The 11,826-nt window shown below is 39.9% G+C and carries 9 protein-coding genes; 5 read left to right on the forward strand and 4 right to left on the reverse strand.

Annotation, left to right across the window (positions count from 1 at the left end; translation table 11 throughout):
* The first annotated feature begins 410 nt into the window (after nucleotides 1-410).
* Nucleotides 411-1,388, forward strand: a complete 978-nt coding sequence (gene epmA / locus AACU98_RS10560; protein WP_004245408.1) for an elongation factor P--(R)-beta-lysine ligase — start codon at nucleotides 411-413, stop codon at nucleotides 1,386-1,388.
* A 261-nt stretch (nucleotides 1,389-1,649) separates the two neighbouring features.
* On the opposite strand, the gene glpQ is transcribed toward epmA, so the two are convergent.
* The gene (gene glpQ / locus AACU98_RS10565; RefSeq protein ID WP_004248870.1) at nucleotides 1,650-2,729 is read right to left on the reverse strand and encodes a glycerophosphodiester phosphodiesterase; all 1,080 of its coding nucleotides are present in this window, start codon (nucleotides 2,727-2,729) and stop codon (nucleotides 1,650-1,652) included.
* A gap of 133 nt (nucleotides 2,730-2,862) precedes the next feature.
* Nucleotides 2,863-4,215, reverse strand: coding sequence for a glycerol-3-phosphate transporter (gene glpT, locus AACU98_RS10570; RefSeq protein ID WP_004245406.1), 1,353 nt, complete (start codon nucleotides 4,213-4,215; stop codon nucleotides 2,863-2,865).
* 380 nt (nucleotides 4,216-4,595) lie between these two features.
* On the opposite strand from glpT, the gene glpA reads away from it, so the two are divergent.
* The 3 genes from glpA to glpC are packed head-to-tail and all read left to right on the forward strand — an operon-like array spanning nucleotide 4,596 to nucleotide 8,741.
* Complete coding sequence (glpA, locus tag AACU98_RS10575; protein WP_004245405.1) at nucleotides 4,596-6,254, forward strand: anaerobic glycerol-3-phosphate dehydrogenase subunit A; 1,659 nt, start codon at nucleotides 4,596-4,598, stop codon at nucleotides 6,252-6,254.
* On the forward strand, nucleotides 6,244-7,551 hold the full coding sequence (gene glpB, locus AACU98_RS10580; protein WP_017628204.1) for a glycerol-3-phosphate dehydrogenase subunit GlpB: 1,308 nt from the start codon (nucleotides 6,244-6,246) through the stop codon (nucleotides 7,549-7,551). The genes glpA and glpB overlap by 11 nt, the downstream gene beginning before the upstream one ends.
* Nucleotides 7,548-8,741 carry an anaerobic glycerol-3-phosphate dehydrogenase subunit GlpC gene (gene glpC / locus AACU98_RS10585; protein WP_004245402.1) on the forward strand — a complete coding sequence of 398 codons (1,194 nt, stop codon included), beginning with the start codon at nucleotides 7,548-7,550 and terminating at the stop codon, nucleotides 8,739-8,741. The genes glpB and glpC overlap by 4 nt, the downstream gene beginning before the upstream one ends.
* Before the next feature lie 156 nt (nucleotides 8,742-8,897).
* Here glpC and AACU98_RS10590 read toward each other — a convergent pair whose 3' ends face one another.
* Together AACU98_RS10590 and AACU98_RS10595 are read right to left on the reverse strand one after the other, a co-directional pair.
* A complete protein-coding gene (locus tag AACU98_RS10590; RefSeq protein WP_004245401.1) occupies nucleotides 8,898-10,001 on the reverse strand; it encodes a glycerol dehydrogenase in 1,104 nt (367 codons plus the stop codon).
* Nucleotides 10,002-10,320: 319 nt separating this feature from the next.
* Nucleotides 10,321-10,995, reverse strand: a complete 675-nt coding sequence (locus AACU98_RS10595; RefSeq protein WP_004245400.1) for a 7-cyano-7-deazaguanine/7-aminomethyl-7-deazaguanine transporter — start codon at nucleotides 10,993-10,995, stop codon at nucleotides 10,321-10,323.
* A gap of 210 nt (nucleotides 10,996-11,205) precedes the next feature.
* Here AACU98_RS10595 and tusA point away from each other — a divergent pair, with 210 nt between their 5' ends.
* Nucleotides 11,206-11,460 carry a sulfurtransferase TusA gene (gene tusA, locus AACU98_RS10600; protein ID WP_004245397.1) on the forward strand — a complete coding sequence of 85 codons (255 nt, stop codon included), beginning with the start codon at nucleotides 11,206-11,208 and terminating at the stop codon, nucleotides 11,458-11,460.
* Nucleotides 11,461-11,826 lie beyond the last annotated feature (366 nt).

The following is an 11,826-nucleotide window of genomic DNA, read 5'->3' on the forward strand; positions in this document are numbered from 1 at the left end:
TAAGGATTATAATAGCCATCAAACTTAACGCTGCTAAATATTAAATAGTGCTTAAAATTGATAAAAAATAGACTTATTCTATATAAGAAAAATATGAGTTTATTGTTGAACTTAATTGAGAAAGAGAATTATTCTAATTTTTATTTTTGATACACCGTTGCGCTATTAGTGACATAAAAAGTTGTTATCGTTATTGGCTTGGGATAGACGTGCTATTGCTAGTGACGAAAAAACGCAAAAAAAGTAGATGATTTGTAGAATTGTATTGATTGAATTTATATGTTTGTCGATATTTAATCAATATAATTGGTGGGAATGAAAATATGGTACATCTTTTCTGGAAGAAATTTGTCTGTTGAAGAGGATGCGAGTAAACTGCACGCTTTGTTTTCTGTTGGAGTTTTTCGTTCATGAGTGAAATCGCGGATTGGCAGCCAAGCGCCTCAATCGCCAACTTACTGAAAAAGGCGAAAATTGTCAGTAATATTAGGCGTTTTTTCGCTGATCGTGGTGTTTTAGAAGTTGAAACACCGATGATGAGTCAGGCTACCGTTACCGATATTCATCTATGCCCATTTGAAACCCAATTTGTGGGGCCTGGTGCTTCTCAAGGGCTAAAGTTATATTTAATGACCAGTCCTGAATACCATATGAAGCGTCTATTAGCGGCGAACAGTGGGCCAATTTATCAAATGGGGCGTTGCTTCCGTAACGAGGAAGCCGGTAGATATCATAATCCGGAATTTACGATGCTTGAATGGTATCGACCTTGTTTTGATATGTACCGGTTGATGAATGAAGTCGATGATTTATTACAAGAAGTGCTTGATTGTGAAGCGTCTGAATCGCTCTCATATCAACAAGCCTTTTTGCGCTATCTCGATATCGACCCTTTATCTGCAGATAAAGAAAAGTTACGTGAGGTTGCGGCAAAGCTTGATTTATCAAATATTGCTGACACAGAAGAAAATAGAGATACGCTACTGCAATTACTTTTTGTGTCAGGTGTAGAGCCTCATATTGGTCTTGAAAAACCAACCTTTATCTATCATTTTCCTGCTTCACAAGCTTCCCTTGCTGAAATTAGCTCAGAAGATCATCGTGTTGCAGAGCGATTTGAGGTCTATTTTAAAGGTGTTGAGTTAGCAAATGGTTTTCGTGAATTAACGGATGCTAAAGAGCAACGTCTTCGTTTTGAACGTGATAATCGTCAACGTGTTGCCATGGGATTACCTGAACAACCTATTGATGAGCGTTTTTTAGCTGCGCTTGAAGCTGGATTACCTGAATGTTCAGGGGTTGCTTTAGGCGTTGATCGCCTGATTATGCTCGCACTCGGTGTTGAGCGCATTAGTGATGTGATTGCTTTCCCTGTTTATAGAGCATAATTTATTTGCTAATCAGATTAAAAAGAGAGTTTAGGCTCTCTTTTTTAATATGAATAATATGGAAAAATACGAAAAATTGGTAAACGAGCATTTAAACGAGCATAAAATTAGCCTAAAACACAATATACTGTGATAACAAACGAGTAAAGCGTATGGATAATCGGAGCGATTTTCACTATGAGACACGGTGAGAGTAGCAGAGCAACTCAAGGGAAATTATCCTGCCCTTTATTGATAAGAGCAGGATAACAGAAATAAAGGTTATTTAGCTTGTTTTTGTAAGAACTTAACCCCTAAATCAGGGAAATCAGTAAATACCCCTTCGGCACCCGCTTGGTTATAAATAATGTCATAAAGCTGATCGCCATCTTTGGCATATTTAGGTAGTTTATCCACTCGTACCGTAAATGGATGAATGGTTAACTTGTTGGCATGAGCATCGGCGGCCATACCGGTTAAGGTGATTTTATCTGGTGTCGAGTCTTCTTCTACTAACATATGATAATCAGGGCCAATGCCATCAGCATAAGTCGCAATTTCTTTCATGGCGCCAGGTTTAAACATCCAGTCATAACTGTAGTTTGTCCATGTGCCATCTGGTTGTTTTTCATATGTCTCATTCCAATCGGTATAAGCGATTAACTGAACCAGTTTTAAATCCATCCCCATTTGTGGCATCAATTCTGTTTTAATGCGTTTTAGATCGTTAGGATCAAAGGATTGTAGATAAACATTATCGCTCTTTTGGGTATAGCCATACTGTTTTAAGACTTCGAGAACTTTTTTAGTAATGTCTTTCCCTTCTTGTTCATGAAACCAAGGTGCTTTGATCTCAGGATAAATACCAATATCTTGTCCTGTTGATTTGTTTAAGCCTTGGATAAACTCAATTTCTTCTTGGAAAGTGTGGATTCGAAAATCGGATTTTCCCATTGGGAAACGATTTGGATAACTTTGGACTTTTTTACCGTCAACAATATCGAAACCTTCGGTAAATTTCAGTCCTTTGATCTCATCAAGAGTAAAATCGATAGCATAGTAACGGCCATCTTTTCTTGCTCTGTCTGGATAGCGTTCAGCAACATCGGTGACACGATCGAGATAGTGATCATGCAAGACAACCAGTTGGTTATCTTTTGTCATCACCAGATCTTGTTCTAGATAATCGGCACCTTGTGCATAGGCGAGTGCTTTGGCAGGTAAGGTGTGTTCAGGTAAATAACCGCTGGCACCACGATGGGCAATCACTACTTTATCGCTTGCTGCTTGTGCGATTGTACTTAAAGATAGAGTTAAAAGAACGCCCGCCACTAACGGTTTCAGTTTGAAAGGTGTACTCATAAAGTTGCTCCATTTTCATTTTCGTACAATAAAGCTATGTACAGTTGGCAATAAAAAAGCCACATCAGAAAGTTGATGTGGCTTGATTTTTAGAGATGAGATTTAATCAATTTCATAAATAATCAGTTAATGATTATTCATACTTCTGTGACATTTCACGTTTGTGTTTGGTTTCATTTATCATCACGATAAGTAATAACACAACAGATAATACACTACCGCCGATCATGACCATAAAGCCACCGTCCCAACCGAAGTAGTCAACGGTGTAACCTACGATAGCACTTGCCGCAACAGAACCCCCTAAGTAACCGAATAGACCGGTGAAGCCCGCAGCGGTACCCGCAGCTTTTTTCGGCGCTAATTCAAGGGCGTGCAGACCAATTAGCATAACAGGACCATAGATTAAGAAACCAATGATTAACATACATGCCATATCAATGTTCGGGTTACCTGCTGGGTTCATCCAGAATACGATAGTGGCAATGGTTACTAAGGTCATAAAGAATACCCCAGTTGCACCACGGTTACCTTTGAACACTTTATCTGACATCCAACCACACAGCAGTGTGCCTGGAATACCTGCGTATTCATATAAGAAGTATGCCCATGAGGATTTATCCATGGCGAAATCTTTGACTTCGCGAAGATAAGTCGGAGACCAGTCCAATACGCCGTAACGAAGTAAGTAAACAAATACGTTAGCAATTGCAATCATCCACAGAAGTTTGTTAGGGAAAACATACTTCATAAAGATTTCTTTTGCTGTCAGTTCTTGTTCGTCTGTTTCTTTATAATCAGGTGGATAATCGTTTTTATATTCTTCGATAGGAGGTAGACCACAAGATTGTGGTGTATCGCGCATTAATGCAAACGCAATCATCGCTACTAAAATAGCCGCGAATGCTGGCATATATAATGCTGCTTTCCAGTCGTTAAACCATGCCATACCTAACAGGAACAGCAATGGCGGTAAACCACCACCGACGTTATGAGCACAGTTCCAAATAGAGACGATACCGCCACGCTCTTTTTGTGACCACCAGTGAACCATGGTACGTCCACAAGGAGGCCAACCCATACCTTGGAACCAACCACACAGGAACAACAGCACGAACATGATCATAATGCTCGAAGTTGCCCATGGCACAAAGCCCATAATTAACATCACAATGGATGCAAGAATAAGACCTGCGGGTAAGAAGTAACGCGGGTTAGCACGGTCAGAGAATGACCCCATGATAAACTTAGAGAAACCGTAAGCAATCGAGATCCCTGATAAAGCAAAACCCAGATCCCCTTTAGAGAATCCCTCTTCTACGAGGTAAGGCATTGCTAAAGCGAAGTTTTTCCTTACTAAATAATAAGCAGCGTAACCAAAGAAAATCCCCATAAAGATTTGCCAACGTAAACGGCGATAGACAGGATCTATCTGTTCCTTTGGCAGACGCGCTTTATGCGGCGCAGGTCTAAACAGACTTAACATATTAGCCTCCGATGGCTTTTATTTTAATATGTTGATATTAAACAATGACAAAACGAACAACAAAGTAATCAAAAAATTTTCTTTAACGAACGTAATAGTAAACTTGTTGAAGCAAATTTACTGTGAAGTAATACTCAGTTGTCGAATAATTTTTCAAGATGTGTAATTTTGAGTGATATGTTAACTTTATGAAACACTTTCTGGTAAATAATTTGTGATTAGTATCACATATGTCGTTTTAATTTTTCACTCATGAGCGTTTCTCTTTCGTTTTTGCTCATTATCAAACATTAACCACATTTTTTGTGTATCTTATACACTATAATTAACGTTAAAGAATAATTAAGCGTTTGCTGAATGTAATGTGAGAGGGCATCTCTATGATGAGCGGTTCACCAGTGACAGAAACAGATGTCATTATTATCGGCGGTGGAGCTACGGGGGCAGGCATGGCAAGAGACTGTGCTCGTCGTGGATTACGCTGTATCCTACTGGAAAGACACGATATCGCAACCGGTGCAACCGGTCGAAACCATGGTTTATTACATAGTGGCGCACGCTATGCAGTGACCGATCCGGAATCAGCGCGTGAGTGTATAGAAGAAAACATGATCTTAAAACGGGTCGCTCGTCATTGTGTTGAAAAAACGGATGGCCTTTTTATTACTCTCCCTGAAGATTCGTTAGAATTCCAACAAACCTTTATTCAATCTTGCCAAGCGGCAGGTATTGATGCTCAAGCCATTTCACCTGAAGAAGCTATTCGCTTAGAGCCTTCGGTGAATCCTAATCTTATTGGTGCGGTTAAAGTACCTGATGGTACGGTTGATCCTTTCCGCTTAACGGCGGCCAATATGTTAGATGCACGTGAACATGGTGCGCAAGTACTCACTTATCATGAAGTGATGGGCTTGATCCGTGAAGGCGACCGTGTGAAAGGTGTACGTGTTTATGATCATCAATCTAAAAATATGTATGAGATCCGCGCACAAATAGTGGCCAATGCCGGAGGAATATGGGGACAAAAAATTGCAGAATATGGTGACTTAAAAGTCCGCATGTTCCCAGCAAAAGGGGCATTACTGATTTTAGGACACCGTATCAATAATATGGTGATCAACCGCTGTCGTAAGCCTGCGGATGCCGATATTTTAGTGCCTGGCGATACCATCTCATTAATAGGAACCACCTCAACTCGCGTTCCTTATGATGAAATCGACAATATGTATGTCACCCCTGAAGAGGTTGATATCCTGATCCGCGAAGGTTCGATGCTGGCACCTAAACTGGCTCAAACCCGTATTTTACGTGCTTATGCCGGTGTACGTCCTTTAGTGGCCAGCGACGATGATCCTTCTGGCCGTAATGTAAGCCGCGGTATTGTATTACTTGACCACGCACAACGGGATGGACTCGAGGGCTTTATCACCATAACCGGTGGTAAATTAATGACTTACCGATTAATGGCTGAATGGGCCACAAACAAGATCTGTGAGAAATTAAATATTTCAGCAAAATGTACCACGGCTGAAGAGCCACTGCCTGGCTCTCGCCAATCAGCAGAGCAAGCATTGCGTAGTGTGGTGTCGTTACCGGCGCCAATTCGAGGCTCAGCGGTTTATCGTCATGGCGATTTAGCCAATAAATTATTGAGTAATGAGCGTATTGATAAAAGCTTAGTGTGTGAATGTGAAGCGGTCACGGCCGGTGAAGTTCGTTATGCAGTGAATTCTTTAACCGTGAATAATTTGCTTGATTTACGCCGTCGTACTCGTGTGGGAATGGGAACTTGCCAAGGTGAGTTATGTGCTTGTCGCGCAGCAGGATTATTAAATCGTTTACAAGTCACAACGCCTCATGGCTCCGAACAACAACTTGCTCATTTTCTAAATGAACGTTGGAAAGGTATTCGTCCTATCGCATGGGGTAATGCGTTACGTGAAAGTGAGTTTACCAGTTGGGTGTACCAAGGTTTATGTGGCTTAGATGCCGATATGATTGATAAAACAGCTTCAGTGGAGGCCGATGATGAAATTTGACGTTATCATTATAGGAAGCGGATTAGCGGGACTGACTGCGGGGATCCGCCTTGCTGAAGCGGGCAAATCTTGCGCCATTATCAGTAATGGACAAAGTGCGTTACATTTTTCATCTGGATCACTGGATTTATTAACGCATCTTCCTGATGGCACGCCAGTTTCTCATCCGAAACAAGCGTTATCAACACTGGCACAACAAGCACCAGAGCACCCATATAGTCGTATTGGTGAAGCAAATGTCACTCAATTGATAGAGCAAGCGCAAACGCTGTTATCAACCACGAGAAATTTAGACTATAAAGGTAACGGTGATGAAAACCATTACCGTATTACCCCGGTTGGACGTTCTCGCATGAGTTGGATGAGCCCACAGCGCGTGCCGACTTATAGCGTTAATCAACCATTCCCATGGAAAAAAATAGCGGTGGTGGGGATTGAGGGATTCTTGGATTTTCAACCTCAGTTTGCAAGTAGTACTTTAAATGAACAAGGTATTGAGGCCATTCCTTATCACATTCATTTACCTTTATTGGATAGACTACGTGATAATCCAAGTGAGTTTAGAGCAATTAATATTGCGCGCTATTTAGATAAGCCTGAAAACACGCAAGCATTAGCAGAAGAATTAATTAAACACATAGATAATAGTGTTGAGGCGATTGTACTACCTGCATGTATCGGGCTAGATGAAGAAGCGCCAGTTAATTTATTACAAGAGTGTGTGGGTAAACCAATTTGTCTATTACCGACATTACCGCCTTCATTATTAGGTATTCGCCTACATCAGGCACTAAAACTGCGTTTTCAACAAGCAGGTGGTTTGATCATGCCGGGTGATCGCGCAGAAGAAGCCGATTTAGTCGGTAATAAGGTTGTCGGTATTCATACCCGTAATCATACTGATATCCCTATCCGTAGCGAGCATGTCGTATTAGCCACAGGCAGTTTTTTCAATAATGGCTTAATTGCGGAATTTGATCGTATTTACGAGCCATTAATGGAATTAGATTTGTTAGAAAGCTTACCGCGTAATGAGTGGACACAAGTCAATGTGTTTGCCAAACAGCCTTATATGCGATTTGGTGTTAATACAGATAGTCAATTAAGACCGTTAAAATATGGTGAAGCGTTAGACAATGTCTATGCGGTGGGGGCGCTTTTAGGTGGTTTTGATCCTCTAAATGAAGGCTGTGGTGCAGGTGTCTCCATGATAAGTGCACTCTATGCAGCTCAACAAATATTACAGAGTGATAAATCGCAGCACACCACATCTGCGGCTGTGGAGACAATACTATGAGTTTACAAGATACCAGTTTTGAAAGTTGCATTAAATGTACAGTTTGTACAACCTATTGTCCTGTGGCAAAGGTCAATCCACTCTATCCTGGACCTAAACAAGCTGGCCCTGATGGTGAGCGTTTACGCTTAAAAGATCCCATGCTTTATGATGAAGCACTGAAATACTGTACTAACTGTAAACGTTGTGAAGTGGCATGTCCTTCAGATGTAAAAATAGGGGATATCATTTCCCGTGCTAAACTTAACTACAATCCTAAAACACCTAAAATTCGTGATGCTATTTTAAGTCATACTGATTTAATGGGAACGCTCTCTACGCCAATGGCGCCGATTGTTAACACTATTACCGGATTAAAACCAGTACGTAAAATCTTGGATAAAGCGCTTAAAATCGACCATCGTCGTGAATTACCCAAATACTCTTTTGGTACATTTAGAACATGGATGAAAAAACAGGTTGAAGAGCAAGCACGCTTTAAAGATCAGGTTGCGTTTTTCCACGGTTGCTATGCTAACTACAATCACCCTCAATTAGGGAAAGATTTAGTTAAAGTATTCAATAAAATGGATATTGGTGTTCAACTATTAAAACGTGAAAAATGTTGTGGTGTTGCATTAATTGCCAACGGCTTTGTGAAACAAGCGAAAAAACAAGCTACCGTAAACCTTGAATCTCTGACAGAAAAAATTGTGGAGAACAACATTCCGGTTGTTGCTACATCTTCTACTTGTACTTTCACTATTCGTGATGAATATGAACATATTCTAGATATTGATACTTCAAAAGTACGGGAAAATATAGAATTAGCAACACGTTATATTTATCGGTTATTGGAAGAAGGGCGTGAATTACCATTAAAACATACCCCATTAAAAGTGGTTTATCATACCCCTTGCCATATGGAAAAAATGGGGTGGGCGGCTTACTCCATTGATTTAATCAAACGTATTCCTGGGGTAGAAGTGATTGTATTAGATTCACAATGTTGTGGTATTGCCGGTACTTATGGTTTTAAATCGGAAAACTACGATGTTGCGCAAGGCATTGGGGCGGGATTATTCCGTCAAATTGAAGAGAGTGGTTGTGATTTAGTCATTACAGATTGCGAAACCTGTAAATGGCAAATAGAAATGTCAACAACCAAAAAATGTGAACACCCAATTAGCTTATTAGCTCGGGCATTGTAGAAAAAATTAATGAGATAACAATAACGTAGTCACTGATTACAATAACAAGCAATTTGGGAATAAAAGTCGATCTTTTATTCCCTTTTTTATTACTTTACATCACATTGTGAGTCAACAGGGTACAGAGCACCCTGTTGGCGCCATTAATATTAATCCTTAATATAACCACTCACGCCCTAATTGGTCTGCTGCCATAATCGCCGCAAACACTTTATCGGAATCAACATCAAATGGCATATTGTAAATTGTTTCACCTTCTGCACAGCTTAATTCTGCGACAGCCATGATTTTTTCATTTAATTCATCACCTGTAGCATGTACGCCTAATTCTTCTAAGGTAACAGGTAAGCCAACTTGAACACAGAAATCGAGTACTTCTTCGATCTCTTCTAACGGGCTATTTTCTAGCACTAGTTGAACTAGAGTACCAAAGGCGACTTTTTCACCGTGATACATTGCATGGCACTCTTCTAATGCAGTGAAACCATTATGTATTGCATGTGCGGCGGCTAATCCGGCACTTTCAAAACCAATACCGCTTAAAAAGGTATTTGCTTCGATAATATTTTCAACCGCAGTAGTACACACACTACGGCTGACGGCCAGTTTGGCTTTATAGCCATCTTCAAGTAGGGTGTGATAACAAAGCTCTGCTAATGCCAGTGCTGCAAGGGTGGTTTTACCTCCAGCCATTGTTTGCTTTTGTGCTCGACTACAGGCTCTTGCTTCAAAATAGGTCGCTAAGGCATCTCCCATCCCTGCCACTAATAAACGTGGTGGTGCTGAGGCAATTACATTGGTATCCATAACAACGATATCAGGATTTTTCGGGTAGAAAAGATAGCTATCAAATGCGCCTAATTCTGTATAAATAACAGAAAGTGCGCTAGTAGGAGCATCGGTTGATGCGATAGTCGGAGAGATCACCACAGGTAACTGGCATTTATAGGCGACGGCTTTGGCGGTATCAAGGGTTTTTCCTCCCCCAACACCAATGATAACAAGAGCGGCTTGTTGTTTGGCTATCTCAACTAAGCGGTCAATCTCTTTATGTGTACATTCACCGTGAAACTGTTCAAAGTGTCCATTGACTTCATACTGTGTCATGCTGTCTTTGACGATGCTGCCAGCCAGATCCATGACAAACTTATCAGCGATAATCAATGCTCTCTCACCCAAAGGTTTTGTATATTTCCCAATATGATATAACGCATCAGGCCCTTGGATATACTTCGCTGGGGATTGAATAACTTTTAACATAATAGACTCCTACTATCTTCAAAAGAGTAAAAAATCTTTATGGTGGGGAATATCATCTTAACCGAGATGGAAAAAAGCTGAGATGATCCAGAATACTTTAATAGTTTAATTGATAATAAAAATATTATATTGAAACGGGTTAATTTTTGTATTGCTAGGCAATAAAAGTCTTACTCTTTATCATTTATCAATAGTAGTGCGGTGTCTTCACTTATTATGCTAAATAATGGTATTTATTGCCGGTAGATCAAGGTATTGGTAAAAGTAAGCTAAGGCTTTATTGTGCAAAGAATAAAGCCTTATTGGGGGAGTCAATCAGCTAAGGACGGATTTGAGCATAGCTTTGTTGTTGATTTTCTTGTGCAAAAAAATAGCGCAAAATAAAGTTCAATAATACGCCATAGGCCGGTAAGAAAAACAGCATACAAATCGTCAATTTAAAAGTGTAATCCACGAGCGCTATTTCGACCCAATTGGCCGCCATAAACGCATCTGTACTGCGATAAAAGGCAATAAAAAAGAAGGCAACAGTATCTAAGAAATTACCAAAAAACATCGCTGCACTTGGTGCTACCCACCATTTTTGTTGCTGTCTTAAACGATTAAAGACAGAAACATCCATAATTTGCCCTAACACATACGCCATAAAGCTTGCTGTCGCTATTCTTGCCACCATGATATTAAAATCATTGAGTGAGGCAAAACCTTGCCAACTTCCTTGGAAAAAGAGTGTTGATATTAGGTAGGAAATAGCTAATGCCGGTATCATAACGGCAGTAATAATGCGTCTTGCCAGAGGGGCTCCATAGATACGAACAGTTAAATCTGTCGCTAAGAAAATAAATGGAAAAGTAAATGCACCCCATGTGGTATGGAAGCCAAAAATAGAAATAGGCAATTGAACAAGATAGTTACTAGAAGTAATTATCAATATATGAAATAACGAAAGCCATAATAGCGCCGCCGCTTTTTGGCGGGAGGTAAACCTATACATAAATTGTACCTTTTTAGTGATTGGGGTGAGGGAACCCAATAAAACGTATGATTTTCTCTCATCAGGAGAGGATGCGCATCATACTCTTGTTGCGCAACAAAAGCAAAGATCGGCGATAACTCAACGTGAAGTTGATGAATGTGCAGTGATGTGCGAGGCAAAGCGAGATATAATAGTGCTATCTGTTAGTGCGAAAAAATGGTTAATACAATGAATGCCCAATTTGATGATGCGACAAAAACATTAGATACCTTAGGACTACGTTGTCCTGAGCCTGTTATGTTAGTGCGTAAAACCATAAGAAATATGGCTCAGGGGGAAACACTGTTGGTGATTGCTGATGATCCGGCTACAGTGCGTGATATTCCCGGTTTTTGTCGTTTTATGGAACATGACCTATTACAGCAAGAGACGCAAGCAACACCTTATCGTTATTTGATCCGCAAAAAAGAGGGGCAGCTGTAAATCAGCTTATCTTGTAAAAAACACGCTTATCAAGCGAGATAAAGTACGGCTTGTCTCGCTTGTGGCTCTTTCTTTCAAGGCAAAAGTAGCTCTCCTTGCCTTTTTATACCTCATATAAAATCTATTTACCTCATGAATAAATGCAATGGTTTTATGATGAATTAGTCATGTTTTTTCTAAGAGATTATTTTTCTATATTTATAGGTTTATGTGAATTAATAGATTTATTATATTAGTTTCGTATAAGAAACAATTAAAATAATTTTATTTATCTCTTTTGTATTATTGTGAAAATAGTATTTAAAAATGTTTGTTTATTCATCGTTTTAATGATGAAGGGATAATTATTAGTTAATTTTTTGCTCT

This window comes from Proteus sp. G4380 (genome assembly GCF_963885725.1).
Taxonomy (GTDB): domain Bacteria; phylum Pseudomonadota; class Gammaproteobacteria; order Enterobacterales; family Enterobacteriaceae; genus Proteus; species Proteus mirabilis.

Excerpts from the sequence above, each read along its gene's own strand:
- AACU98_RS10595 (WP_004245400.1), bottom strand. The coding sequence starts at position 10,995 with ATGTATAGGTTTACCTCCCGCCAAAAAGCGGCGGCGCTATTATGGCTT.
- epmA (WP_004245408.1), top strand. The coding sequence starts at position 411 with ATGAGTGAAATCGCGGATTGGCAGCCAAGCGCCTCAATCGCCAACTTA.
- AACU98_RS10590 (WP_004245401.1), bottom strand. The coding sequence starts at position 10,001 with ATGTTAAAAGTTATTCAATCCCCAGCGAAGTATATCCAAGGGCCTGAT.
- glpT (WP_004245406.1), bottom strand. The coding sequence starts at position 4,215 with ATGTTAAGTCTGTTTAGACCTGCGCCGCATAAAGCGCGTCTGCCAAAG.
- glpB (WP_017628204.1), top strand. The coding sequence starts at position 6,244 with ATGAAATTTGACGTTATCATTATAGGAAGCGGATTAGCGGGACTGACT.
- glpC (WP_004245402.1), top strand. The coding sequence starts at position 7,548 with ATGAGTTTACAAGATACCAGTTTTGAAAGTTGCATTAAATGTACAGTT.
- glpA (WP_004245405.1), top strand. The coding sequence starts at position 4,596 with ATGATGAGCGGTTCACCAGTGACAGAAACAGATGTCATTATTATCGGC.
- tusA (WP_004245397.1), top strand. The coding sequence starts at position 11,206 with ATGAATGCCCAATTTGATGATGCGACAAAAACATTAGATACCTTAGGA.
- glpQ (WP_004248870.1), bottom strand. The coding sequence starts at position 2,729 with ATGAGTACACCTTTCAAACTGAAACCGTTAGTGGCGGGCGTTCTTTTA.